This is a genomic window from Paraburkholderia tropica (genome assembly GCF_914484835.1).
Lineage (GTDB): Bacteria > Pseudomonadota > Gammaproteobacteria > Burkholderiales > Burkholderiaceae > Paraburkholderia > Paraburkholderia tropica_A.
The window spans coordinates 60,349-84,759 of the sequence record NZ_CAJZAR010000054.1 but is presented as its reverse complement, the minus strand read 5'-3'; the positions used below and the strand labels follow the sequence as shown (position 1 = coordinate 84,759).

Annotated in this window: 23 protein-coding genes; 17 read left to right on the top strand and 6 right to left on the bottom strand. The window is 64.2% G+C overall.

Annotated features, from left to right (window positions below):
• Positions 1–37: 37 nt before the first annotated feature.
• Entirely contained in the window at positions 38–841 is an 804-nt protein-coding gene (locus tag LDO54_RS18650) for a hypothetical protein (RefSeq protein WP_224012156.1), read from the bottom strand.
• A gap of 100 nt (positions 842–941) precedes the next feature.
• Positions 942–1,295 (bottom strand): BON domain-containing protein, encoded by a 354-nt coding sequence (locus LDO54_RS18645; protein ID WP_224012155.1) that lies wholly within the window; start codon positions 1,293–1,295, stop codon positions 942–944.
• Between the two features lie 384 nt (positions 1,296–1,679).
• Between LDO54_RS18645 and LDO54_RS18640 the strand changes: the two genes are divergently transcribed.
• The 3 genes from LDO54_RS18640 to LDO54_RS18630 all read left to right on the top strand — a co-directional run bounded on the left by LDO54_RS18640 (position 1,680) and on the right by LDO54_RS18630 (position 4,741).
• On the top strand, positions 1,680–2,627 hold the full coding sequence (locus tag LDO54_RS18640; protein WP_224012154.1) for a lactate/malate family dehydrogenase: 948 nt from the start codon (positions 1,680–1,682) through the stop codon (positions 2,625–2,627).
• Positions 2,628–2,682: 55 nt separating this feature from the next.
• Entirely contained in the window at positions 2,683–4,149 is a 1,467-nt protein-coding gene (locus tag LDO54_RS18635) for a DASS family sodium-coupled anion symporter (protein WP_224012153.1), read from the top strand.
• A gap of 124 nt (positions 4,150–4,273) precedes the next feature.
• Positions 4,274–4,741, top strand: a complete 468-nt coding sequence (locus LDO54_RS18630) for a nuclear transport factor 2 family protein (RefSeq protein WP_224012152.1) — start codon at positions 4,274–4,276, stop codon at positions 4,739–4,741.
• A gap of 259 nt (positions 4,742–5,000) precedes the next feature.
• Here LDO54_RS18630 and LDO54_RS18625 read toward each other — a convergent pair whose 3' ends face one another.
• Positions 5,001–6,170, bottom strand: coding sequence for a serine hydrolase domain-containing protein (locus LDO54_RS18625; protein WP_224012151.1), 1,170 nt, complete (start codon positions 6,168–6,170; stop codon positions 5,001–5,003).
• 722 nt (positions 6,171–6,892) lie between these two features.
• Between LDO54_RS18625 and LDO54_RS18620 the strand changes: the two genes are divergently transcribed.
• The 12 genes from LDO54_RS18620 (at position 6,893) to LDO54_RS18565 (ending at position 20,220) form a co-directional block, all read left to right on the top strand.
• Positions 6,893–7,615, top strand: a complete 723-nt coding sequence (locus LDO54_RS18620; RefSeq protein ID WP_224012150.1) for an IclR family transcriptional regulator — start codon at positions 6,893–6,895, stop codon at positions 7,613–7,615.
• On the top strand, positions 7,612–9,336 hold the full coding sequence (locus LDO54_RS18615; protein ID WP_224012149.1) for a hypothetical protein: 1,725 nt from the start codon (positions 7,612–7,614) through the stop codon (positions 9,334–9,336). The genes LDO54_RS18620 and LDO54_RS18615 overlap by 4 nt, the downstream gene beginning before the upstream one ends.
• 23 nt (positions 9,337–9,359) lie before the next feature.
• Positions 9,360–10,088 carry a hypothetical protein gene (locus tag LDO54_RS18610; protein WP_224012148.1) on the top strand — a complete coding sequence of 243 codons (729 nt, stop codon included), beginning with the start codon at positions 9,360–9,362 and terminating at the stop codon, positions 10,086–10,088.
• Entirely contained in the window at positions 10,082–11,047 is a 966-nt protein-coding gene (locus LDO54_RS18605; protein ID WP_224012147.1) for a membrane dipeptidase, read from the top strand. Before LDO54_RS18610 ends, LDO54_RS18605 begins: the two co-directional genes overlap by 7 nt.
• 38 nt (positions 11,048–11,085) lie before the next feature.
• A complete protein-coding gene (locus LDO54_RS18600; RefSeq protein ID WP_224012146.1) occupies positions 11,086–12,168 on the top strand; it encodes an extracellular solute-binding protein in 1,083 nt (360 codons plus the stop codon).
• A gap of 69 nt (positions 12,169–12,237) precedes the next feature.
• Positions 12,238–13,140, top strand: a complete 903-nt coding sequence (locus LDO54_RS18595; protein ID WP_224012145.1) for an ABC transporter permease — start codon at positions 12,238–12,240, stop codon at positions 13,138–13,140.
• A 4-nt stretch (positions 13,141–13,144) separates the two neighbouring features.
• Positions 13,145–13,954, top strand: coding sequence for an ABC transporter permease (locus LDO54_RS18590; protein WP_224012144.1), 810 nt, complete (start codon positions 13,145–13,147; stop codon positions 13,952–13,954).
• Between the two features lie 68 nt (positions 13,955–14,022).
• Positions 14,023–15,087: an ABC transporter ATP-binding protein gene (locus tag LDO54_RS18585; protein ID WP_224012143.1), complete on the top strand. Its 1,065-nt coding sequence runs from the start codon at positions 14,023–14,025 to the stop codon at positions 15,085–15,087.
• A gap of 69 nt (positions 15,088–15,156) precedes the next feature.
• A complete protein-coding gene (locus LDO54_RS18580; protein WP_224012142.1) occupies positions 15,157–16,560 on the top strand; it encodes an aspartate aminotransferase family protein in 1,404 nt (467 codons plus the stop codon).
• Positions 16,547–18,016, top strand: coding sequence for an NAD-dependent succinate-semialdehyde dehydrogenase (locus LDO54_RS18575; RefSeq protein WP_224012141.1), 1,470 nt, complete (start codon positions 16,547–16,549; stop codon positions 18,014–18,016). The genes LDO54_RS18580 and LDO54_RS18575 overlap by 14 nt, the downstream gene beginning before the upstream one ends.
• A 35-nt stretch (positions 18,017–18,051) precedes the next feature.
• Positions 18,052–19,074 carry a histone deacetylase family protein gene (locus LDO54_RS18570; RefSeq protein ID WP_224012140.1) on the top strand — a complete coding sequence of 341 codons (1,023 nt, stop codon included), beginning with the start codon at positions 18,052–18,054 and terminating at the stop codon, positions 19,072–19,074.
• A 39-nt stretch (positions 19,075–19,113) separates the two neighbouring features.
• The gene (locus LDO54_RS18565; RefSeq protein ID WP_224012139.1) at positions 19,114–20,220 is read left to right on the top strand and encodes a porin; all 1,107 of its coding nucleotides are present in this window, start codon (positions 19,114–19,116) and stop codon (positions 20,218–20,220) included.
• Positions 20,221–20,349: 129 nt separating this feature from the next.
• Here the strand turns inward: LDO54_RS18565 and LDO54_RS18560 are convergent, their stop codons facing one another.
• Entirely contained in the window at positions 20,350–20,991 is a 642-nt protein-coding gene (locus LDO54_RS18560; protein ID WP_224012138.1) for a LysE family translocator, read from the bottom strand.
• A gap of 419 nt (positions 20,992–21,410) precedes the next feature.
• Between LDO54_RS18560 and LDO54_RS18555 the strand changes: the two genes are divergently transcribed.
• Positions 21,411–21,635 (top strand): hypothetical protein, encoded by a 225-nt coding sequence (locus tag LDO54_RS18555; RefSeq protein ID WP_224012137.1) that lies wholly within the window; start codon positions 21,411–21,413, stop codon positions 21,633–21,635.
• 159 nt (positions 21,636–21,794) lie between these two features.
• Here the strand turns inward: LDO54_RS18555 and LDO54_RS18550 are convergent, their stop codons facing one another.
• Together LDO54_RS18550 and LDO54_RS18545 are read right to left on the bottom strand one after the other, a co-directional pair.
• Complete coding sequence (locus LDO54_RS18550; RefSeq protein WP_224012136.1) at positions 21,795–22,202, bottom strand: hypothetical protein; 408 nt, start codon at positions 22,200–22,202, stop codon at positions 21,795–21,797.
• Positions 22,203–22,347: 145 nt separating this feature from the next.
• Entirely contained in the window at positions 22,348–23,238 is an 891-nt protein-coding gene (locus LDO54_RS18545) for an aldo/keto reductase family oxidoreductase (RefSeq protein WP_224012135.1), read from the bottom strand.
• A 224-nt stretch (positions 23,239–23,462) separates the two neighbouring features.
• On the opposite strand from LDO54_RS18545, the gene LDO54_RS18540 reads away from it, so the two are divergent.
• Positions 23,463–24,395 carry a LysR family transcriptional regulator gene (locus LDO54_RS18540; RefSeq protein ID WP_224012196.1) on the top strand — a complete coding sequence of 311 codons (933 nt, stop codon included), beginning with the start codon at positions 23,463–23,465 and terminating at the stop codon, positions 24,393–24,395.
• Positions 24,396–24,411 lie beyond the last annotated feature (16 nt).

Genomic DNA, 24,411 nt, shown 5'->3' with positions numbered 1-24,411 from the left:
TTGAGTATCCAGACGCGCCACGTATCCCTTGCGAATTCTAATGCGCAAGTGAGGCGAGTGCGTCGCGCAGCGGCTGACTGGATACGACGATTATTCCTCGAAAGAGCGTGTCGAGGTCCACAATCACATAGGCGACTGAGGCGATCGAAATTGCCCCCAGAGTGATGGAGACCAGCACTAAGGGGTTGCGCGGCGCCATCAATCCGAAGCTCAGAAAGATCACAAACAGCCAGAACGCAAGCGTCATGAAAAACGGCATTGAAATCGAGCTGTGGACTTCCTGTATGAGTTTCCAGTGTGCCTGCACAATGCGCCCAAACTGATCCCGGCCTTCGTCGAGTAGGTCCTGATGGCTGCGGTCGTGCGCGACCAGCCGTCGCCAGGCGACGCCCGCTGACCTGAGCATCCGGTCCAGATCGACATCATCGAGATTTTCGCTCACGTCCTTGGCGGGCAGGCTCTGCGGGTAGTCGTTGCCGGGCGGTGGCGTTTCATGGCGCCAGGTGCTGGCGATAGTCGCCGCGAGATAGGCCTTCATCAGGTGACGGATAGGGTCGGCTTCGGCACCGTACTCATACGCAGTGGCGTCGAATTGAACGATGTCGGCGGCAAGCGCCCTGAAATCATCGGACGCGTTGTCGAACGTGCCCTTCGCCGAAGCGGTCATCAGACCGAGCACGAGTGCAGCGAAGGTCACGAGCATGCCGTCGACGAGTTGTACGAGCTGGACGGTCTGCTGGGCCTTGTGCTCCTCGGGCAGGAGCGGTCGCGCGAGCACACCGAGCAGCGTGCCAAGCAGCAGGAGCGACAGGACCATGATTGCGGAAGAAAACGGATACATGGCACTCCTTCCGAAAGATGCAGCATTCCCTTACTTTCACTGATTCGTACGCATTGACCATCATTGCGCTGGGCGGATCATCACGCTGTGCCGGGACGCGCTAATACCCCCTCGTATAGATATTCAGATGGTTATTCACCGACGTGACACCCGGCACGCGCATCGCAACATCCGAAGCCTGCTGAATCTGAGGGCCGTCCGGCACGCTGCCGGACAAGGTTACGACACCGCCGCGCGCCGTGACGAACACGTTCGAGACGGCGAAGTGGGGGGCTTTCGACAATGCCTTGCGTACATCGCGCGCCAGTTGCTTGTTCGTTGGCGCGGGCTGGCCTGGGGTAACAACTGAACTCGACGTCATTGGCCCGGCACTGGCAGCTTGTGCGTGGACGTTTGGCGCCGACGTCACGCATCCCACGACGACAATCAGACTCGTGAAGCTGCACGCTTTCATAATCGTCCCTCCTGTTCGGCAGCGCCAGGTGTGAGTCAAAGATAGTCAACACTGCGCTTCAAGCAAAGTACCCTTGGTCGATTTGATATGAGCGTTTAACTACGATCCTGCTCCGCGATGAAGCACGTACATAGCGAGAAGCGGTACTACGTTTCGACCTGTCGCGACGACTGCTCAGCACTATTGGACCAAGGTCCAATATCCCGCTTTGAATGCGCGGCATATGATGGATTTGACGCTTTTCCTGCTAGGGGATTGCAGGGAGAAAGCTGATCGCGTCGCAATGGATGCTTTCGACGCGATTACGCGTCCCGCACGACGAAGTCTGCTGCCGGACGACCGGGTTCAAACGTACGAAGTATCGGGATGCGGAAGGGGCACACCATGCACCAACCGAAAATCGTCATTGTCGGCGCGGGACTGGTTGGCGGGTCCGCTGCACTGTTTGTGGCCGTGACCATCCCCAGTGCGGAAATCGTCATCATCGACGTCGCGCGAGTGCGGGCGGAAGGGCAGGTCATGGACCTCGCTCATGCCGCTGCGTTCTGGGGGCATAACCGCTTCCATGCCGGAGACTATGACGATGCACGCGACGCGGATGTCGTCGTCATCACGGCTGGCGTCGGCGTGAAACCCGGGCAGACGCGCCTCGATCTCGCGCGTATCAATGCGGATATCGCGACGGAGATCGTGGATCGCATCGCGCCACATGCACCTCACGCGATCTACATCATCGCCAGCAACCCTTGCGACGTATTGGCGGGCATCGTCCTCGACCGCCTTCGCTGCGCGAAGGAGCGGGTAATCAGCACGGGCACTTCGCTCGACACGGGGCGATTGCGCTCGCTCCTGTCCGAAAGACTGGGCGTCGTGCCGCCTGCGATTCACGCCTACGTGCTCGGCGAACATGGCGAATCGGCACTGATCCACTGGTCGGGCGCGGCCGTGTCCGGCATGCCGCTTGAACTGTTCCTGACAAGGAGCGGCAAGGAGCTTGGACCTGCCAGTCGCGATCTGATCCTGCGTTCGGTGCATGAAGCGGCGCGACTGATCAAGGAAGGCAAGGGCGCCACCCATTACGGGATTGCCAGCGCGATTGGCCGGATCTGCGAAGCGATTGTGCACAACACCGATCTGATTCTGACCGTCGGCGTCGTGCACCCTGAAGTCGAAGGCGTGGCCGACGTATGTCTATCGCTGCCGATGGTGATCAATGGCCGTGGCGCGCATCTGCTGGCGTATCCCGAACTCGCTTCAGAGGAGCGCGAAGCCTTGCGGCGTAGCGCGCAGATCGTCAAGGAAGCAACTGACAGCGTGCTCCTCGCCCGGTAGGAGTACCTCGCCTGTTCCGCATCGAGCGGACGACAACGGCAGCAGGAGGTTCATCATGGCCAAGGTCTCGCCACCCGCAAGCCCGCGGACGTCCAGTCCGATGCCGCCCGTTGGGCATCTCGGCGTCGTCTGGAAGTTTGCCGTTCCCGTGGCCCTCGGCATCGTGCTGTGGTTTCTTCCCACGCCTCCTGGGCTGTCTGTGAAGGCATGGCACATGTTCGCCGTGTTCGTCGCCACCATTGCGGGCATCATGACGGCGCCGCTGCCGATGGCCGCTGTGGCGATCATCGGCGCCACCGTGGGCGTCCTCGTCGGTGTCGTGACCTTCGCCGACGTCACCAGATCGACAGGCACCGATCTTGTGTGGCTGGTGATGCTCGCTTTCTTCATTTCGCGTGGCGTGATCAAGACAGGGCTCGGGCGCCGCATCGCGCTTTTGTTCATGCGATTGCTGGGTAAGCGAACGGTGGGTTTGGGTTACGGCCTTGTCCTGACCGAACTCATCATCTCGCCCGCGATGCCAAGCATTACCGCCCGCGCCGGCGGCGTGATGTTGCCAATTACCCGAGCGATCGCGGAAGTGCTCGGCAGTCATCCTGACGATCCGCAAACACGCGGCAAGGTGGGCAGTTACCTGATTCTCTGCGCATTCCACGCGAATATCGTCGCCGCGGGCATGTTCATTACCGCGATGGCGGGCAATCCGCTTGCCGTCAAACTGGCGGCCGATCAGGGCGTCTCGATCAGCTGGCTGGATTGGGCGGTGGCCGCGTCCGTCCCTGGCTTGCTGTGCCTCGCCATCATTCCGCTCGCGATGTTGTGGATTGCGCCGCCTCAGGTTCGCAGCACGCCCGATGCAACGGCCCTTGCGCAAAAAGAGCTACTGGCGATGGGATCGATCTCCGCCAAGGAGATCATCATGGCCGTCATTTTCGTCGGCTTGCTGGTTCTGTGGATCTTCGGCGAAGACCTGGCCATTGGCGCGACGCTGGCCGCGGCGCTCGGCGTGTCGCTGCTGTTCATCACGGGTGTCCTCACGTGGCAGGACGCATTGAACGAGAAGTCCGCCTGGGACACGATGATCTGGATTGGCCTGCTGATCATGCTTGCATCGAAGCTCAACGAATACGGCATGGTGTCGTGGTTCGGCAAGGAGGTCGGCGCACACCTGGCGGGTTTCCCAAGGCTAGCCGTCTATATGCTGGTGGCGGCCCTCTACTGCTACATCCACTATTTCTTTGCCAGCGCGACGGCGCATATCAGCGCGCTGTTTCCCCTCTCCATGGCGTTGATGGTGGCCGCCGGCATCCCGCCATTCACGGCGGCAGTTTCGCTCGGTATCCTAAGTAATATCAACGGTTGCCTGACCCAGTATGGGATCGGTTCGGGGCCGGTCATGTTCGGAGCGGGTTACGTCCCGCAGGGCCAGTGGTGGAAGGCGGGCTTTCTGATGAGCCTCCTCTATATGTTCATCTGGCTGGTGGTCGGCCCGCTATGGTGGAAGCTGCTCGGTCACGTTTGAGAGCTATGAGCGGCGCGACCGGGCGAGTGAAATCCGCCACATCTCGCGGCGCGCATGCCTGGCGCGGAACAGAGGCGCGCGGATCTATGCGATGGGGATCTTCATTTTCCAAACGAGGTGAGCCATGAAATTCTGCCTGTCGAGTTCGTTAGCGGCGGCTGTGGCGCTCGGTGTCGTTGTCCACGCGAACGCGTACGCGAAGACCGAAGCTTGCCATCCTGCAACGGAAAAACAGATAGCGTCACTCTTCGATCGCTGGAACGACTCGCTGAAGACCGGCGACGCGGCGAAGGTCGTAGCGAACTATGCGCCGCGTTCGATCCTGCTGCCGACCGTATCGAACAAGCCACGCTTGACCGCCGAAGAAAAGGAAGACTATTTCAAGCACTTCCTCGAACACAAACCCGTCGGTGCCATCGATTTCCGTTTCGTCATGATTGAATGCAACAGCGCTATCGACGCGGGGCTGTACACCTTCAAGTACGCGGACGGTACCGTGGTCAAGGCTCGTTATACGTTTACCTACGGCTGGAACGGCCACCGCTGGCTGATCACCAGCCATCATTCGTCGGCGATGCCCGAAGGGAATTGATCACGATTCGCGGCCTGAAACTGATCTCCGCAGAGCGATGGGCAACCACATCGGTTGAAGGGTTGGAGAAGAACAAGTCCAGCAGCGGCGCTGTTGAGATGAGTGCTTGTTTCGCTGCACGCTGACAAATCGTATGACGGGCCGGTCGGGGTATCGGCGAACGGACAACGACCGGGCATCGTCGGGAGCGCCCGTGTCGACGCTCTCGTTCGTATCCACACTTGCATATCATCGACGGCAGCTAGCCGCTTCACTTCAACTAGGGCCGCCCCTCGCTCGGTACTTCCGATGCCTTGCTGAGTTCTGCCATGAGGATTCTTGCGATCTCGTTCGCGGGCGCGTGGCCATCGGGCGCCGACGCCGTCGTCGCCCACGTGACGATCGTCGTTTTCGTCGCCGGATCGTAGCCCATGAACGTATTGAATCCAGGTATCTCGCCCGTGTGTCCGTAAAACGTCCCGAATTTGGCAAGGCCGAGGCAGTAACTGGCGGCCGTCGGATCCGACGGCTCGACCGACACGCAACTGGCGAGCCGTTGTGCTTGCAGATCGGCGTTCAGATAGCCACCGCCCACCATCCGTTGTACGTAAGCCGCGAGTTCCTTCACGGTCGAGATTCCTGAGCCGGCCGTCCAGGCCCAGGAGGTGTTCACGGACGTGACATCGGTGGGTTGCAGCGTCCCGTTCTTCGCGGCCGCCTGACGTTCAGGGGAGAGCGCCTCGCTGTTAGTCGTCTCGGCATTGGTGCCCCACTGGTAGCCATGCGGTGCCGGCGTGGGCAGCGATGTATCGTCCTGCGGCGGAAGAAACGTATCGGTCAAACCCAGTGGCGTAAAAAGACGCGCCTTCATTGCATCTGCGGCGCTCATGCCGGTTAGCTGCTCGATGATGAGTCCGAGCAACACCGTGTTCGTGTTCGAGTAGCGAAATTCGGCACCCGGCGCGAAGTACACCGGCTGGCTGAACCCGATGTCCAGCAGTTCCGTGGTGGTCCACACTTTGCCCGGCTGCGCATCGAGCGTCTGATTGAACGCGAGACTCGTCGAGTAGTTGTAGAGGCCGCTGCGCATCGTCAGCAACTGCTCGATCGTGATCTCGTCGCCGTTAGGCACGTTCGCGATGTATTTGCTGACGGGATCGCTCAGGCTCAGCTTGCCTTCCTGCACGAGTTGCAGAATCACCGTGCCAGTCCAGGTTTTCGTCACGCTGCCGACGCGAAAGTGAGCGGTCGTCGGTATCGGCGTGTTCGTGCCTCGCACTGCCGTTCCGAACGATTCGAGCCAGTCGCCGTTTGGCGATTGCACATACACGACGGCACCCGGCGTCATCGTGTCTGCGAGCAAGGCGTTGATCTCGGGGCGCGCTGCGGTGGCAAATGCCGGCTCGCTCGATGTTGACGTGACGTTGCCACCGCAACCGGGAACCGTCACGCCGATTCCGGTTGCCAGTGCAACTGCGCACAAGCCACGCGAAAGCGCACGCGCGGAATACGTAGTAAAGGGCGGCATTGTCATTGCTTTTTTCCCTTCCTGATCGTGACGCTATGTCATGGTGGCCAGTCGAGAGGCTGGTTCAGCATCGCTGAATATCGGCTGCTTCACGGGCGCGCACAAACCGGACTGGGCGATGTCAGGAGATCCCGCTGCACTTCGATCTTCTTTGCGGCCGTGCTGAAGAACTATAGGAGGTGAATTGCGTATCTGGCGTGCTATTTGCAGAATCAGCTGACGCGTGCGCCGCCGTCACTCTGCAGCAGAAACTTAAGATGGCATCGTACGTGAGCGAGGGAGATACAAGAGATAGTCGCAGACGTAAAACATTCGGTTGCGATCGCATCCGGGCAGTACTGGCCCGATCCGAACGTCCCGATCTCCCCGTTAAACGCGGCCCCAAATTCAGGATCCGATGCGATGCATGTTGTGCCTTCCAAAGCACACCTTGCTTATCGGCAGCGTTCAGCTCGCCTGAGCCCACGTCCCCCTCACCACGCACCATCCCTGTCGCGCCCCGACCTCGCAGGCCAATTGCCCGCCGCCGGATCGGCGCTGGTAAACCCGCAAATTGAAACCTTTGACACGCTTTTTTTTGATCTATAGCATGTATTTCATAGAAGACAGCGTCTTCTAATAGAAGACAAAAGGAGAAAGCAAGCATGGCAGTGCGTGCGTTGTCGTCAGTGCTGAAGTCCCTGGACGTGCTCGATGCGGTCGCCGCCGCTTCGCGTCCCATGTCGTTGTCCGAGATCGCGCGCGTCGTCGGCGAAGCGCGCGGCGCGACGTTGCAGCGGCTCGTCACCCTCGCGGAAGGCGGGCTCGTCGAGCAGACCGAAGCCGGCGGTTATCGGCTCACGCTGCGCATGGTCCGCTATGCGAATGCGGCGATGGAGCAGGCCAACCTCGGCGCGCGCGTCGCCGATGTGCTTCAGGACCTGGTGTCCGACAGCAACGAAACGGCCTCGCTCGCGGTGCTCGACGGCCCCGAAGCGGTGATCGTGCGGCGCGTGGAATCGCGCGGCGTGCTGCGTGCCGATCTGCGCGTGGGTGCGCATCTGAATCTCGAACTGACCGCGATGGGGCGCGTCCTCGCGACCTATGCATCGCCCGCGCAGCGCGAACGCTGGCGCGAAGCGGGCACGGCGCTGCCCGACGACGCAATGATGGAGCAGATCCGCGCCGACGGCTACGCCATCAACGGCATGACCGGCCCGCGCAGCGTGTCGGCGGTGGCGGCGCCCGTGTTCGACGAACGCGGCGACTGCGTCGCGACGGTCGCGCTTTCGGGTCCGACCGCCGGTTTCGAAATGGACGATTGCGCCGCGCTCGTCACGGCGGCCGCGCAGAACATCAATGCACGTTTGAAAGGAGACGCACAATGAGCCTCGTGCTCGATCCGCCCGCGCCGACCGGGCTGCAAGACCTCGTCAGGCAGATGCGCGCACCCGCTGAACTGATGCTGCCCGAGCGGCTGGCCGCCATTCAGCCCTCGCGCGTGAGTGCGTCGCGCTCGCTGATGACGCGCGCGCTTCGCGAACGCTGGTCGATTGTCTGCACGCGCTTCGACATCGACGCACGCGGCAACGGCATCGCACGCTACCGCATCGACATCGGCAGTTGGCGCTTCACGTTTCCGGTGTTCTCGAAAGAGCCGTCGGCGGCGGGGCGGACGGGCCGCATCATCGGCCGCTCGTGGGACATGATGGCCGCGCTCGTCGAAGGCGACATGAGCGACGCCGCGCTGGCCGAAACGCAGCAGGAAATGCCGAAGCTTTACGAAGGGCGCGCCACGCCCGGCACGCTGATCTGGTGCCGCTCGAATCGCAGCGGGCGTTTCTTCGATCACGCGTTGCAGGCGCTGGCGTCGGGCCGTCAGCCCGATGTCGCCGAGCTGGCGCAGACCTGCTATCTCATGCGCAACACGGGGCTGGATGGCAACGGCACCTTCGGCACGCGCTCGTTTCTTTCGCTGGAGGCCGATCATCCGCTGCGTGCGTCGCTGTCCGCGCAGATGCTGTGCGCCTACATGATGCGCGTGTTCGCGCAGGATCTGCTTGCGCATCTCGCGCGTGCGGCGTCGTCGAGCGCCGTCGAACTGGCCGCGCCGCTGCGTCGTTTCCTTGGCGTCGGCAACGGCTCGGCGCTGGGTCTCATGCTGTTCGTGAACAACCATCCGCGGCTCATCGACCGCTGGCTGTGGATACGCGAAGAAGCGCTGGCGCGTGCGCGTGTGCTGAAGCCGGACGCCGCGCAAATCGAAACGCTGCTGCGCCTGATCGACAAGGCGATCGTATTCCGCCGCGAAGATCGCGCCGCTTACGAACAGGTGGCGTCGAGCGACGTGGTGGCGGACGCGCTCGTCACGATACGCGCCGAGGTGCAGTTGCTGCTCGATCGCGCGCGCGCCAACGCACCGCTCGGCGCCGCGCCTTTCGCCACGCTGTGCGCGTCGCTGGCGGGCCGCGTTCATCAGGAAGGGCTGGAAACGCTGCATTCGCTGCTGATCGAACTCGTGCCCGACGAAGCGGACGCGCTCGCGCAAACGCTCGTGATCGACGAGGAGCTGCGGCTCGAACCGGCCATGCGCGTAGGCCGCCTGCGCGAGATGCTGCGTCACGACTACGCCTGGGCATTCTCGATGGATCTCGACGACGAAGCCGCGCGCTACGTCTGGTACAAGTCGGTGACGGCGGAGGAACCGCGCCGCGGCCCGCGCGAGGAAGTCGGCGACGCGATCAATCTCGCGCTCGATCTGCCGCGCCAGGTCGTGCGCCTCGACGCGGAACTCGCACGCTTCGACGCGACGGCCAGCACGGCATCGTTTCTCGCCCAGCAGCCGTGGCACCGCGCCATCGTCACGCGCGTGCAGGCGCTGCACGGCACGCATTTCCATTCGCCGCACGCCGACATCATGAGCGAAGGCTTCGTGCCCGCGCACATCACGCGGCTTCTGAACGTGGGCGTGCACGGCATCGACAAGACGCGTGACTTCCTCAACCGGAACCTGCGCGGCGTGCTGTTTCATGGCGCTCCGACGCCCGAAGATCTCCAGTCCGGCCACGCCGATCCGCACTGGTTTTATCCCGCCGAACCGACTTTGTGAGCGACCCCGTGAGTAGCGAACCGATGCAATCCGATCTCATCACCGTCAGTCTGCGCGAGAGCCGCATGGTGCTCGAACGTCTCATGCAGGTGGCGCGCGTGGACGAAGGCCTGGTGCCCGCGCTGCGCGACTGCGCTCTGTATTCGACCGCGCTGGCCGACGACGGTTTTATTCATTTGACAAAACATTTAGGACAGCTTTCAAACGAGAAGGTGTCCGCTGTTTCAATCGACACGCTGAATGATGGTGTGAGGCGAGTGCGCTGCGCGGGGCTGCATGCGTGGATCGTGGCGCTCACGCTCGTCGATCTCGCCGTCGATGCGGCTCAGGCAGGCCGCGATGCCTGCTTCGTCGTGGAAGGCGCGAGCGAAGCCGGGGAGCTTCGTGTAGCCATAGCGCTCGCCCAGCCGCATGGACTCGAAGCCACGGTCGAGGCCAATGGCGACGCACAGCGCGTGTCGTTTCGCACGGTGTTGTCGCCGGGCCAAAGCACACTCGCACGCATCGTGCAGGAAGGTCTGCGCGTCGAGCGCGCGTATTGGTGGACGCTCTTTCATCGCGCCAACGATGCGCTTGCGCCTGACTCGTACGAATCGCGCCGTCACGCGGGACCGATCATCGTCGATGCTCAAGGCCGCGTGATCGGCCGCACCGACGAGGACGAAACCGATCTCTCATTGCTCTACACCGGCGCGGCGCAGGCTGGACCGGACGCCACGTCCACTCAGGAAAACAAGGAAATCTCATGCTGATCGACGCCCTGCAATGCGGCCATTTCACGCGCGAAGTCTTCGAAGACCTGCGCGCCAGCGGCTATACCTGCGTCACGCCCACGCTCGGCTTCTGGGAAGGCACGCTCGAATCGATGGATGCGATCGGACGCTGGCGCGACTTCGAGCGTGAATGCGCGGATCTCATCGTCATCGCACGCAAGAGCGCGGATATCCGTCGCGCCGATGAAGAGGGCAAGCTCGCCGTCGTGCTCGGCTATCAGAACAGCAATCTGTTCGAGGACCGACTCGCGTATGTCGAACTGTTCGCGGACATGGGCGTGCGCGTCGTGCAGCTCACCTATAACAACCAGAACGAACTGGGCGGCAGTTGCTACGAGGCGCAGGACAGCGGGCTTGCGCGCTTCGGCCGCGAAGTCGTGCGCGAGATGAATCGCGCTGGCATCGTGATCGATTGTTCGCATGTGGGCGATCGCACGACGCTCGACGCCATCGAATGGTCGGAAAAGCCGGTCGCGATCACGCACGCCAATGCGCGCTCGATTTTCGATCACAAGCGCAACAAGAGCGACGCCGTGCTGCGCGCGCTGGTGCAGAACGGCGGCGTGATCGGCTGCGTGGCGTATCGCAACATCACGCCGCAGGACGCCTGCACGACCGTCGATGCGTGGTGCCAGATGGTCGCGCGCACGGTCGAGCTTACGTCGATCGACAGCGTGGGGATCGGCACCGACTACAGCCACAACACGGGTCAGCCCGATCTCGACTGGATGCGCAAGGGCCGCTGGACGCGTTCGGTGCAGTACGGCGCGGGGTCGGCGGCGAATCCGGGCAAGACGCCGAAGCCCGACTGGCTCAAGAGCGCGGGCGAACTGAACAAGGTGCATGACGGTTTGCGCCGCGTCGGCTTCAACGCCGAGGAAGTGCACAAGCTCACGGCAGGCAACTGGCTGCGTCTCTATCAGGCCGTGTTCGGCTGAACGCAACACGATCCACCTTCCAATCAAGGGGTTTCAGCATGAAGAGTGACGACGACAAGGCGTTCGATCCGACCATCTCGCGGCGCGGTTTTCTGCGCGCCGCCGCCGCGGGCTCGGCGCTCGTGGCCGCGCCGTGGGTGGGCCGCGCGGCAGCCGCCGACGACAACATGCTCTACGTGAACACGTGGGGCGGAAACTGGGAAGCGGCCGCGCGCCAATACCTGTTCGACCCGTTCACGAAGGACACGGGCGTGCAGATTCGCACGGTTTCGCCGATTTCGTTTGCGAAGCTCGCGGCGCAGGTGCGCAACGGCACGTATCAGTTCGATGTGACGACGCTCGGCGTCACCGACACCGCGCGCGCCAATGCCGCGAAACTGATCGAACCGGCCCAGGGCAATCTCGACGAACACGCGCTGTGGCCCGGCGCGATCTACGAAAACGGGCTGGCCACGCATGCGTTCGCGAACCAGATCGCGTATCAGAAGGATGCGTTCGGCGGCGGGGCGATCCGCAACTGGACGGACTTCTGGAACCTCAAGGCGTACCCCGGCGCACGTAGTCTGCAACGCTATCCGACGCGCGTGCTGGCCTACGCGCTTCTCGCCGACGGCGTGCCGCCCGAACATCTCTTTCCCTACGATCTCGACCGTGCGTTCCGCGCGCTCGACCGGCTCAAGCCTGCGATTCGCGTGTGGTGGACCGAAGGCCCGCAATCGCAGCAGTTGCTGCGCGACGGCGAGGTGAGGGCCATCGCCATCTGGAACGACTACGCGAAGACGGTGAAGGACACCTCGAAGACGCCGATCGAAATCGTCTGGAATCAGGCCGTGATCGACAAGGGCTGCTGGGTGGTGGCGAAGGGCACGCCGCGCGCGAAGAACGCGTGGCGTCTCGTGCAGCACATCGCCAACAATCCCTCGGGTCTTGCGCATTTCAATGCGACGGATGGCTCGGGGCCGCTCAACCCGAAGGCGTTCGACTACATGGATGCCGCGACGAAGCAAAACGCGCCGACGCTGCCCGAGCATATGCAGCAGGCCGTCGTGCTCGACGGCGTGAAGCTGCTGCCGCAACTCGATCAGATCGCGTCGCGCTTCGACCGCTGGATGACGCTCTGACGCCGGCCTGGCCTTTCCTTGCGCGCGCGTCACGCGTCGCGCGCGCAATCTTGATCCTGGAGTTCAACCTTGGCTGACTCGACCCTTTCGACCATGCCGATCGTCGACGAAGCGGCGCAGGCCGCCGCCACGCAAGCGCAGCGCGAGCACGCGGACCGTCGGCCCAATCCGTGGCTGCTGTACGTGCCCGCGCTGGTGTTTCTTGCCGTGTTCTTCGTCGTGCCGCTCGGCTATGTGATTTATATGAGCGTGAGCGAGCCGACTTTCGGCTTCGGCAATTTCGTCGATCTGCTGGGCTCCGCGCATTTTCGCAGCGTGCTTGTGCATACCTTCCTCACGTCGGCGTTCGTGACGGTGTGCGCGCTCGTCTGCGCGTATCCGCTCGCCTATGTCGCGGCGACGGGCTCGGCCTTCGTTTCGCGGCTCATGCTGACCGTGCTCGCGCTCAGTTTCTGGACGAGCTTTCTCGTCAAGACCTACGCGTGGATGGTGATTCTCGGCGTGAGCGGGCCGCTCTCCGCAATACTCGAAACCTTCGGCTGGCGGCCCGCGCCGCACATGCTGTTCACCTCGTTCAGTTCGACGCTGGCGATGACGCATGCGCTCGTGCCGTTCATGGCCATGGCGCTCTACGCGGTGATGAAGCGCATCGACGTGCGACTCATGCGTGCTGCCGAAAGCCTCGGTGCACGACCGTGGCGCGCGTTTCGCGAGGTGTGGCTGCCGCTGAGCGCGCCCGGCATCGTCAACGGCTGCACGCTCGTGTTCATCACGTCGCTGGGTTTCTATGTGATGCCCGCGTTGCTCGGCAGTCCGCACGACCAGATGATCTCGGGCGTGGTGGGCGACCAGATCGAACAGGTGCTTGATTTCGGCATGGCGTCGGCGATGTCGATCGTGCTGCTCGTGGTCACGCTCGCCGTGTTCGCGTTGTACCACCGTTTTGTCGGCCTCGACCGGCTCTGGAAGTGACGCCATGAAAAAGCCTGTGCAGATTCTCGCCTGCCTCATCGCGCTCGTGCTGCTTGCACCGCTCGCGATCGTCGTGCCGATGTCGTTCAGTTCGGCGCCGTCGCTCGAATTCCCGCCGCCGGGCTGGTCGGCGGCCAGCTACGCGCGCTTCTTCGCATCGCCCGACTGGATGGGCTCGCTGTGGCACAGCGTGTTCATCGCGACTTGCGCGACGCTGATCGCACTGACGCTCGCGATTCCCGCTTCGTTTGCACTCGTGCGCCACACGTTTTTCGGGCGCGGCGCGTTCAATCTGTTGCTCATGATGCCGATGATCGTCCCGCAGATCGTCATGGCGCTCGGCTATTACACCTATTTCGGAGAACTGCGCATGAGCCAGAGTTTCGCGGCGCTGATCGTCGCGCATGCGTGCCTGGCGCTGCCGGTCGCGACGCTGATCCTGACGGCCGCCATTAAATCGTTCGATCGCAATCTCGAACGCGCGGCGATGAATCTCGGCGCGCGACCGCTGCGCACATTCTTTCTCGTGACGCTGCCCGTGCTGCGTCCTGCTGTGCTGGTCGCCGCGTTGTTCTCGTTCATCCAGTCGTTCGACGAAGCCGTGATCGCCGTGTTTCTCTCCGGCCCCGACACCGGTACGCTGCCGCGCCAGATGTTCAACAGCTTCCGCATGGAAGCCGATCCGGTGATCTCCGCGGCGTCGTCGTTTCTGCTCGCGCTCGTGTGCGCCGCAATTTTCGCGCCGCTCGCAGTGCGGCTCGTGCGCCGCCGCCTGCCAGGCGCGGTGGCCGTGCCGCAAGCCGCACGCTCCTGAAGCGCCGATTCGAAGCTCGCTCCAAAGACTGATTCAAAGCTGTTTGCCCTTTATTCGTTGAGGTCCCCATGCAAGCCCGCTCCCTCACGCTCGATCAGGTCAGCAAGACCTACGATGGTCAGCATCGCGCCGTCGATCGCGTATCGCTCGACATTCAGCCCGGCGAGTTCGTGTCTTTTCTCGGGCCGTCCGGCTCGGGCAAGACCACCACGCTGATGATGATCGCCGGCTTCGAGCACGCCAGTTCCGGTGCTATCCGCATCGCCGGACGCGCGATCGACAACGTGCCGGCCTATGCGCGCAACATCGGCATGGTGTTCCAGAACTACGCGCTGTTTCCGCACCTGAGCGTGGCCGATAACGTCGCGTTTCCGCTGCGCATGCGCGGCGTGGCGAAGGCCGAGAAAAAGCGCCGCGTGATGACCGCGCTGGAGATGGTCGGTCTGGGCGCTTACGCGTCGCGTCATCCTGCGGCGCTGTCGGGCGGCCAGCAGCAGCGCGTGGCGCTCGCTCGCGCGCTCGTGTTCGAACCCGACGTGGTGCTGCTCGACGAACCGCTCGGCGCGCTCGACAAGGCGATGCGCGAGCACATGCAGATCGAACTCAAACGCATCCACCGAGATCTTGGCGTGACGATGATCTACGTGACGCACGATCAAACCGAAGCGATGACGATGTCCGACCGCATCGCGGTCTTCAACGCGGGCCGTATCGAGCAGATCGGCACGCCCGACGAAGTCTATTTCGAACCGGCGACGCGCTTCGTTGCGTCGTTCGTCGGCGACAGCAATCTGTTCGAGGGCCACGCGCTCGGCGAAGGGCGCTTCGCGCTGCCGGGCGGCGACTTCACCGGCCGCAAGCGCTTCGACGCCGCGCCGGGCGCGAAGGTCGACGTGCTGTTACGTCCCGAGATGATTCATTGCGGCGAAGCGGTCACGCGCAATCAGTGCGACGTGCAGCGCCAGTTGCTGATCGAAACGATGGTCAATTATGGCGACAGCGTGCTGCTGAGCGGCCGTTGCGACGACACCGCCTTGCGCGTGCGCGTGCGGGGTCCTGAGGCGCGCGAACTGGCACCCGGCGCGCGCTGCGCGGTGGGCTGGAAGTCATCGGATCTGCACGTGGTGGTGTGACGCCACTGGCGCGTGCTGTCCGCATCGATCGAATCTCCCTGTTTTAGCGAAGTAAAAAAGGAATTGCGTATGAACGCCCCTCACGAAACGCTCGCGCAAAGCGCGCTCCAACGCAGCGACGCCGCGCACCTGCTGCATCCCTACACGAACCTGAGCCTGCACGAAACCGTGGGCGCGCACGTCATCACCGGCGGCGACGGCATTCATGTGATCGACGAGCAGGGCAACCGCTATATCGAAGGCCTGGCCGGTCTCTTTTGCGCGGGCCTGGGTTTCAGCGAGGAACGTCTCGTGGAAGCCGCCGTGCGCCAGATGCGCGCGATGCCGTTCTATCATTCGTTCGCGCACAAATCGACGGCGCCGACGATCGAACTCGCCGAAAAGCTGCTGGCGCTCGCGCCCGTGCCAATGGCGAAAGCCTTCTTCGCGAACTCCGGTTCCGAAGCCAACGACACCGCCGTGAAGCTGATCTGGTATTACCACAACGCGATCGGCCGTCCCCAAAAGAAGAAAATCATTTCGCGGCTGCGTGCCTATCACGGCGTGACCGTGGCATCGGCGAGTCTCACGGGGCTGCCGCTCAATCATCGCGATTTCGATCTGCCGATTCAGGGCGTTCTGCACACGCTGTGCCCGCATTACTATCGCAACGGTCTGCCGGGCGAGAGCGAGGAGGCCTTTGCGAGCCGCTGCGCCGACGAGCTCGAAGCGCTGATTCTGCGCGAAGGCCCGGACACCGTGGCGGCGTTTTTCGCGGAGCCAGTGATGGTGTCGGGCGGCGTGATCGTGCCGCCGAAGACCTACTTCGAAAAAGTGCAGGCGGTGCTGCGCAAGTACGACATCCTGTTGGTCGCCGACGAAGTGATTTGCGGCTTCGGGCGCACGGGCAACTGGTTCGGCTCGCAGACGTTCGGCATCGAACCGGACATGATCAGCGTGGCCAAGCAGCTTTCGGCCGCTTATATGCCGATCTCGGCGCTGCTCATCAACGAGAAGATCGAGCGTGTGCTCGTCGCGCAGAGTGCGAAGCTCGGTTCGTTCTCGCACGGCTTCACGTATGGCGGTCATCCGGTTGCGGCGGCCGTGGCGCTCGAAGCGCTGAAGATTTACGAGGAGCGCGATATCGTCGGCCACGTCCGGCGAGTGACGCCGCGTTTCGAGCGGGGCATTGCGCGGCTGGGCGCGCATCCGCTGATCGGCGAAGCGCGCGTGAGCGGACTCGTGGCAGGGCTCGAATTCGTGCGCAACAAGGACACGCGCGAGAACTTCGCGCCGGAGGCGGGCGTGGCCGCGTTCGCGGGCCAGCGCGCGCGCACGCACGGCGTCATCACGCGCGCGCTCGGCGACACGCTGAGCCTGTGCCCCGCGATGATCATCGGCGAAACGCAGATCGACGATCTGATCGGACGTATCGAACGCGCGCTCGACGACGCGCTGGTCTACGCACGCGAGCGCGGCCATGTCGACTTCTGAACGCGTGCTTCACCCATCGCCCTACGAAACGCTCGCGCTGTTTATCGACGGGCAATGGAAGACGGACGCGCGCGAAGGCGAGGAGGTGTTCGATCCCGCGACGGAGCGCGCGATCGGCTGGCTGCCGCACGCCGACGATGCCGACGTGAGCGCTGCGCTCGCCGCAGCGCAACGGGCATTCGCGCCGTGGCGGGACACTTCGGCCTACGAACGATCGCGTGTGCTGCGCCGATTCGGCGAGCGCGTACTCGAAACCGCCGCGGACATCGCGGTGAACATCGTGCGCGATCAAGGCAAGCCGCTCGACGAGGCGCTGGCTGAAGTGCGCTTCGCCGCCGATCACATCTTCTGGCATGCGGAGGAGTGCCGCCGCATTTACGGACGCGAGATTCCCTCGCGCGACGTGCGTGTGCATCAGCGCGTCGTGCGCGAGCCTGTGGGCGTGTGCGTCGCCTTTACGCCATGGAATTTTCCGTTCAGCCAGGCGGTGCGCAAGGTGTGCGCGGCGCTTGGCGCGGGCTGCACGCTCGTGCTCAAGGGGCCGGAGGAGGCGCCTTCGGCCGTGGTGGCGCTCGCCCGCGCATTGCAGGAAGCGGGCTTGCCCGACGGCTGTCTGAACCTGCTGTGGGGACGGCCGCCGGTATTGTCCGCGCGGCTGATTGCCGACGACGTGGTGCGCAAGGTCTCGTTCACCGGCTCGGTCGAAGTCGGCAAGCAGCTTGCGGCGCTCGCGGGCCGTCACATGAAGCGCTCGACGATGGAACTGGGCGGGCATGCCCCCGTGCTCGTGTTCGCCGATGCCGACATCGACGTCTGCGCACGCGCGCTCGCGGTGCAGAAGCTGCGCAACGCGGGGCAGGTCTGCATTTCGCCGACGCGCTTTTACGTCGAGCGGCCTGCGTATGCGCGGTTCGTCGACGTCTTCACCGAGGCGATGCGGAGCACGCGCGTAGGTGTTGGCGACGAATTTGGCGTACAGATGGGCCCGCTGTGCCATGCGCGCCGCGTGCACGCAATGCAGAGTCTCGTCGACGACGCGCTCGCTGAAGGCGCCACGCTTGCGACGGGCGGCACGCGACTGCGCGAGCGCGGCCATTTCTATGCGCCGACCGTGCTGTGCGGCGACTTGAGCCGGGCGCGCGTCATGCGAGAGGAGCCGTTCGGCCCGCTCGCGGCCGTGGTGCCATTCGACAGCGTCGACGGCGTGATCGAGGCGGCGAACGCGCTGCCGTTCGGCCTTGCCTCCTATGTGTTCACGCGATCGGCGGCGCATGCGCAACATACGGCGCGTCGGCTGAAAGCGGGCATGGTGAGCGTGAATCACTTCGGCCTGGCCTTGCCGGAAACGCCGTTCGGCGGCCTGCACGACAGCGGCTACGGCAGTGAAGGCGGTAGCGAAACGTTCGATGGCTATCTCGCTACGCGCTTTATCACGCAGTTCGAATCCTTGCCGTAATTTTTTTGCCGACACTATTCAGGTATCCGAATTTAATGAAAGCCTTCTATTCGCCAAGGCAGACGGGTCATATGCCGAGCCGCTCGTTTTATCGCGGGCGCTTTACTCCAGCGCATGAAAACCCTGAGCGCGTTGCGTGCCTGCTGCGTGCGCTGGAGCGCGCAAGCTGCATCGCCAGCGAACCCACGGACGCCGGACTCGCGCCGATTCTCGCCATACACGACGCCGACTACGTCGAGTTCGTGCGGGATGCGTGGTTGCGCTGGCGTACCGACGACGCAAGCGGCGACGTGATTCCCAATGTGTTTCCGCCGTCGCGCGCCAGCGTGCGCGAGCGCGCCGCACTGCCGGTGCTCGCCCAGGCCGGCATCTTCATGGGCGACCTGAGTTGTCCGATTGGAAAGGGGACATTCGAGGGCGCGTACTGGTCGGCGCAGACCGCCGTCGCTGCCGCCGATGCCGTGCTCGCGGGCGAGACGCTCGCGCTCGCGCTGTGCCGACCGCCCGGTCATCACGCGCAGCGCGACCGCGCATCGGGCTACTGCTTCTTCAACAACGCGGCGATCGCGGCGGCGCGCCTGCGCGAGCGCGTCGAGCGTGTGGCGATCATCGACTTCGACATGCATCACGGCGACGGTACGCAGTCGATCTTCTACGCGCGCGGCGATGTGCTCACGGCTTCGGCCCACGCCGATCCGCGCGACACGTTTCCGTTCTTCAGCGGCGCGGCGGATGAATGCGGCGAAGGCGCGGGCCTCGGCGCGAATCTGAACATTCCACTGCCTGCGGGCGCAGACGACGACACCTTCGTCGCGGCCGTCGCCGCCTTGTTCGAGCGCGCGCGGACATTCGGTGCGCAGGCGCTCGTCATCGCGGCGGGCTGGGACGCACACGGCGACGACCCGCTCTCGCCATTCGACGTGACGAGCGCGGCTTACGCGCGGATCGCGCGGCTCGTGAAGGCGCAGGCGTTGCCCACCGTGATCGTGCAGGAGGGCGGCTATCACCCCGGCGCGATCGAGGACGCACTGCTCGCATTTCTGGATGCCCTCGCCTGAGAGGCGCACACACTTTTTACAACAGCGAAGGGGAAGGCAATGAGAGGCAAGATGGCGTTCGCCGCGGCAGCCGCGGCGTCGATGACGGGGCTCGCCCATGCGCAGGGCTCGGTGACGTTGTACGGCATCCTCGACGAAGGCATCACGGTCGTGAATAACGAGGGCGGAGCGCATAACGTCCGCATGGAAAGCGGGGTGTATCGCGGCAGCCGTTGGGGGCTCGACGGCTCGGAGGATCTCGGCGGCGGGATGAAAGCGGTATTCAAACTCGAAAACGGCTTCAGCCTCGACAACGGTTCGCTCGGGCAGGGCGGCCTGATGTTCGGGCGGCAAGCCTATGTGGGCCTGAGCTCGTCTTACGGCACGCTCACGTTCGGCCGCCAGTACGACGCGACGACCGACTTTGCCTGGGACTATAACGTGGCCGCGATCGCGTCAGGCTACGGGTTCCACCAGGGCGATCTCGACCGGACACTCGGCGACCGTCTCGACAATTCGGTGAAATACCGCTCGCCCGACTTTCATGGCTTGTCGGCGATCGCGATGTACGCGTTCAGCAATACGGCGGGTGAATTCCACAAGGGCAGTGCGTGGAGCAGCGGCGTCTTCTACGATCACGGGCCGTTCACGGCGGCGGTGACCTATACGTATCTCGCGGGCACGACCTTCGATCCTTACGCGGCGATGGGCTTGCGCAGCTTCATGGGCCGGACCGTCGTGACGCGCGAGGGCGACGTGGTGACGCCGGTGCAGGAGTCGTTCGCGATCGACTCGCTGGGGACCTTGGGTATCGGCGCGAGCTACGCGATCGGCAATGTTTCGCTGATTGCGAACATGACGAATACGCGCCTCAAGTATCAGGGCGACGCGACGGTGATGCAGGTGTACGAGGGCGGGGCGACGTGGCAGGCGACGCCCGCGCTGCTGACCGCGCTGGCTTATCAACATACGCGCTTCGAGGGCCACAAGTGGCATCAGGTGAGCCTCGGCGCGTATTACAGCTTGTCGAAGCGCACGCAGGTTTATGCGTCGGTCGACTATCTGAAGGCATCGTCGGGCGTCGATCCCGTCACGGCTTACGACTTCGCGCCCTCGCAGGTGAGCTGGCAGGGGAATGCGCGCATCGGCCTGCTGCATAACTTTTAAGCGGCGGCATGGCGGCGTCGTGGATCGCGGACGTTGCTATGCCAGCGAAGCCTCAGGCGTTCGCCATGAGGGTGGCGTGCAAGGCGACGATGCTTCCCGCACCCGCTCCGCGCGCCGCCCGTATCGCTTTCACTGCCGCATCAGCGCCATCATCGCGCCGAAGCCGACGAACACGCCGCCCGTCACGCGATTGAACGCCTTCGCCACGCGGCGGCTCTTGAGCGTCGCGCCGATGCGCGTGCCGAAGCCCGCATAGACGAGATACCAGCTCACCTCGCAGACCGCGAAGGTCGCCACCAGCACGCCGAACTGCGGCAGCGTCGGGCGGCTCGCGTCGATGAATTGCGGCAGCAGCGCGGCCGCGAACAGGATCGCCTTGGGATTGCTGCTGGCGACGAGAAAGCCGTTGCGGAACAGCGCGCCCGGCGAGCGCGCGGGGCGGGCGGCGAGCGCCTCGGCTTCGGCCTCGTCGGCGGCGTTTTGCTCGACCGGCGCGCCCCAGGCCTTCACGCCCAGATACACGAGGTAAGCCGCGCCGATGAAGCGCAGCACGTTGAACATCGTCGGCCACGCTTGCAGGAACACGCCGAGCCCGGCGGCGGAGACCGCGAGCATCAGCACGAGCGCGGACAGGCAGCCGCCCATCGTCGCGCTGGTGCGGCGCAGCCCGTACTGGGCGCCGTGCGACATGATCAGCAGCATGTTGGGACCGGGGATGGCACAGACGACGAAGACCGTGGCGAGAAACAGCCACCAGGTATGCAGGTTCATTGCGAAGGCGGACGTAAGAATTGAGCAGGCGAAACGTCGATTATGCCAGTGCGCGTGCGTCACGCGGGTCCGGCTTCGCGCGGCGATTCCCGAGCGGGCGGCCCAAAAGAAAAAAGCCCGCGATCAAGGCGGGCTTGAACCATGTCGATGGAGACATAGAGGAGACGAATCCAGTATAGGCATCACTTTGACGGCGGGCAATATTTCGTATGCAGATTGAACCGTTAACCATTGTTAAACAAGGCGATTTATGATTGCTATGCCGGTTGGCCGCGCCCAGAATGCATCAAACCGCCGACGCTTGGCGAGTGCGGTGCGAGCAACGAGAGAAAGGTGCGGCGGCAACGGAGTGCGTGTGCGGCCCGCGCCTCGACAGGCAAGAAGCAGGGATCGGCAATCGAGCAAACCGGAGGGGTCAAATGGGCATTCTGGACAAGTTGGGTGAAGTGGCGGGTGCGGTGGCCGCGGTTGAAGCGGCTGAGAAGGTCGATCCGGACGCGGGCTTTCTGACGAAGGCGGCAGCCGCGGTCGCGGGCTTCGAGGGCGCGGGGGCGCTTGAGAACCTCGTCGAAAAGAAGGAAGACGAGAAGGCCGCCGACGACGGCACGCAGCAGGCCGACGCCGGCGACACGCCCGCGGCTTGATGTTTGGCGTGATCTGTTCAGCGTGCGCTTTCGGGTGTGAAAGCGAGTGACAGGTCGCGACGCGTGATGATGAGCGCTCATGAACCGCGGTCTTTGGACCGCGGTTTTTTTATGGGCGCGGGCCGCATCGGCGCTTCACGACTTCACGCCTTCACGCCTTCAAGACTTCACGAACACGAAATCGCACTGCCGCGCCGTGGTTCGCTGACCGCTGCCGGACGCCGCGTCGAAATGCGCGCTGACCTGGTACGAATACGGCGTGCGCGGCGACGGATGCCCGAGCGCATGCTCAGGCGAATTCGTCAGCCCATTCGCCACGAGCGTGGCGACGCCGTCGGGTTCGATCTTGCCGTCGAGCGCGAGCCAGCCGCCTTGCTCCTTCGCGCCATGTTCGCCGTGCAGCACGCCTTCCACCACCGTGGCGGGAAATTGATACGTATAACTAACTGCGTGATCGGGCGTGGGCGTCGTCGCGCAGTTGAGTGTGACGTGCCAGGCGCCGTCGAATTTCCCGGCGGCGTGCGCATCGAGTGCGCCGCCGAACGACGCCGCGCAGGCGGTCATCATCGCGATGCCAATCCGCGCCCTGCGCATGATTACGACACGCCGCCCGTCCATCGCCGTCCTCCGGTTTCGCGCAACATCGCGCTGCCACCGTATCGAACGCAAGGCGCATACCCGCGTGCGCCCACGCGCGTGCGGGCCAATCGTGTCAGCCGGCGGTGCTGCCGATCGCGTCGAGTTTCGCCAGCACGTCCGCGCTGAGTACGAGGTCTTGCGCGCGCAAATTCTCACGCAGATGCGCGCGCGACGACGTGCCCGGAATCAGCAGGATATTCGGCGCGCGATGCAGCAGCCAGGCGAGCGCGACGTTCATCGGCGTGGCGTCGAGCGATTGCGCGATGTCCGAGAGCGCCGTCGACTGGATCGGCGAGAAACCGCCGAGCGGAAAGAACGGCACCCACGCGATGCCGCGTGCGGCGAGCGCGTCGAGGAAGGCGTCGTCGGCGCGATTGACCAGGTTGTAGTGGTTCTGCACGCAGACGATGGGCGCGATGCGCTCGGCGTCGGCGACCTGTTTCGCCGTCGCGTTCGACAGGCCGATATGGCGCACGAGGCCGCGTTCGCGCAGGCTCGCGAGCATTTCCATCTGCGGCTCGACGGGGCCTTCGGCGGGCTTGTGCACGTCGCCCATGATGCGCAGGTTCACGACGTCGATCGCGTCGAGGCCCAGATTGCGCAGATTGTCGTGCACGGCGCGCTCGATATCGGCGGGCGCGTGCGCGGGCAGCCAGTTGCCCTGATCGTCGCGCACGGCGCCGACCTTCGTGACGATCGTCAGATCGGCGGGATACGGATGCAGCGCCTCGCGGATGATCTGGTTCGTCACGTGCGGGCCGTAGAAGTCGCTCGTGTCGATATGGTTCACGCCGCGTTCCAGCGCCTCGCGCAGCACCGCGACGGCTTCCGCGCGGTCCTTCGGCGGCCCGAACACGCCGGGACCGGCGAGCTGCATCGCGCCGTAGCCCATGCGGTTGACGGTGCGGCCGGCGAATTCGAAGGTGCGGCTGGGGGTGCTCTGCGGGGCGGTCTGCTGGGTCATGGTGTTTTCCTCGAATTTCCTCGAAAAGGGATGGCGCCAGTATGGACTGCGGCGCGTTATTGGATAATCCCGTCAGATCCGCACGGGTTGTGCAAAATTTTGCACAATGATGCCGTGGCGGAGACATCACACTGTCCCATCCGATTGCCTCGTATTTTCGACCCGAATCGATCCGACTCGACCTCACCATGACGCGCGAAACCCGTCCGCAAGGCCATCAGTCCCTGGAAATGAACGATCTGGCCACCTTCGTCGCGGTGGCGCGCGCGGGCGGTTTCCGCGACGCCGCGCGCGTCGGCGGCGTCTCGCCGTCGAGCCTGAGCACGGCGGTGCGGCGGCTCGAAACGAAGCTCGGCCTGCGCCTGCTGAACCGCACCACGCGCAGCGTCGCGCCGACGGAGGCAGGGCAGCGTCTGCTCGAAACCATCACGCCGCTGTTCGCCGAGATGAAGGCCGCGCTCGACGTGCTCAACGGCTATCGCGACCGGCCCGCGGGCGTGCTGCGGCTGAACGTGCCGGCCAACGTCGCGCGCAGCGTGCTGCCGCCGATACTCGCGGGGTTCGCGCGCGCCTATCCCGAGATTCGCGTGGAAGTGGTGGTGGAAGATGGTTTCGTCGACGTGCTGGAGGCGGGCTGCCATGCGGGCATCCGTTACGACGAGCGGCTCGAACAGGACATGATCGCGATTCCGATCGGTCCGCGCGTGCAGCGCTTCGCCACGGCGGCCGCGCCGGAATACCTGGCGGCGCGCGGCGCGCCCGCGCATCCGCGCGAGCTACTCGATCACGCCTGCCTGCGCGTGCAGTTCTCGGGTGGCGCGATGGCGATCTGGGAATACGAGCGCGACGGCGAGACCGTGCGGCTCGATCCGCCGGGACCGCTGGTGGTGAAGCCCGCGGCGGCGCTCGATCTGGCGATTGGCATGGCGTTGCACGGGGCGGGCGTGATCGCGATGTTCGAGGACACGCTCAAGCCGCATTTCGCGAGCGGCGCGCTGGTGCCGCTGCTGGAGGACTGGTGGCCGCAGTTTTCCGGGCCGTTTCTCTACTATCCGGGGCGGCGGCATCCGCCCGCGCCGCTGCGGGCGTTCGTCGACTTTCTGAAGTCGGGCGAGGGGGCGGATGCGGAGCCAGGCGCGGATACTTCGTCATCCTGACGATGCATCCGCGCGG

Coding starts and splice junctions, on each gene's coding strand:
- LDO54_RS18600 (WP_224012146.1), top strand. CDS start 11,086: ATGAAGAGTGACGACGACAAGGCGTTCGATCCGACCATCTCGCGGCGC.
- LDO54_RS18585 (WP_224012143.1), top strand. CDS start 14,023: ATGCAAGCCCGCTCCCTCACGCTCGATCAGGTCAGCAAGACCTACGAT.
- LDO54_RS18555 (WP_224012137.1), top strand. CDS start 21,411: ATGGGCATTCTGGACAAGTTGGGTGAAGTGGCGGGTGCGGTGGCCGCG.
- LDO54_RS18575 (WP_224012141.1), top strand. CDS start 16,547: ATGTCGACTTCTGAACGCGTGCTTCACCCATCGCCCTACGAAACGCTC.
- LDO54_RS18570 (WP_224012140.1), top strand. CDS start 18,052: ATGAAAGCCTTCTATTCGCCAAGGCAGACGGGTCATATGCCGAGCCGC.
- LDO54_RS18565 (WP_224012139.1), top strand. CDS start 19,114: ATGAGAGGCAAGATGGCGTTCGCCGCGGCAGCCGCGGCGTCGATGACG.
- LDO54_RS18630 (WP_224012152.1), top strand. CDS start 4,274: ATGAAATTCTGCCTGTCGAGTTCGTTAGCGGCGGCTGTGGCGCTCGGT.
- LDO54_RS18620 (WP_224012150.1), top strand. CDS start 6,893: ATGGCAGTGCGTGCGTTGTCGTCAGTGCTGAAGTCCCTGGACGTGCTC.
- LDO54_RS18615 (WP_224012149.1), top strand. CDS start 7,612: ATGAGCCTCGTGCTCGATCCGCCCGCGCCGACCGGGCTGCAAGACCTC.
- LDO54_RS18610 (WP_224012148.1), top strand. CDS start 9,360: ATGCAATCCGATCTCATCACCGTCAGTCTGCGCGAGAGCCGCATGGTG.
- LDO54_RS18635 (WP_224012153.1), top strand. CDS start 2,683: ATGGCCAAGGTCTCGCCACCCGCAAGCCCGCGGACGTCCAGTCCGATG.
- LDO54_RS18560 (WP_224012138.1), bottom strand. CDS start 20,991: ATGAACCTGCATACCTGGTGGCTGTTTCTCGCCACGGTCTTCGTCGTC.
- LDO54_RS18640 (WP_224012154.1), top strand. CDS start 1,680: ATGCACCAACCGAAAATCGTCATTGTCGGCGCGGGACTGGTTGGCGGG.
- LDO54_RS18580 (WP_224012142.1), top strand. CDS start 15,157: ATGAACGCCCCTCACGAAACGCTCGCGCAAAGCGCGCTCCAACGCAGC.
- LDO54_RS18605 (WP_224012147.1), top strand. CDS start 10,082: ATGCTGATCGACGCCCTGCAATGCGGCCATTTCACGCGCGAAGTCTTC.
- LDO54_RS18550 (WP_224012136.1), bottom strand. CDS start 22,202: ATGATGACCGCCTGCGCGGCGTCGTTCGGCGGCGCACTCGATGCGCAC.
- LDO54_RS18545 (WP_224012135.1), bottom strand. CDS start 23,238: ATGACCCAGCAGACCGCCCCGCAGAGCACCCCCAGCCGCACCTTCGAA.
- LDO54_RS18650 (WP_224012156.1), bottom strand. CDS start 841: ATGTATCCGTTTTCTTCCGCAATCATGGTCCTGTCGCTCCTGCTGCTT.
- LDO54_RS18645 (WP_224012155.1), bottom strand. CDS start 1,295: ATGAAAGCGTGCAGCTTCACGAGTCTGATTGTCGTCGTGGGATGCGTG.
- LDO54_RS18590 (WP_224012144.1), top strand. CDS start 13,145: ATGAAAAAGCCTGTGCAGATTCTCGCCTGCCTCATCGCGCTCGTGCTG.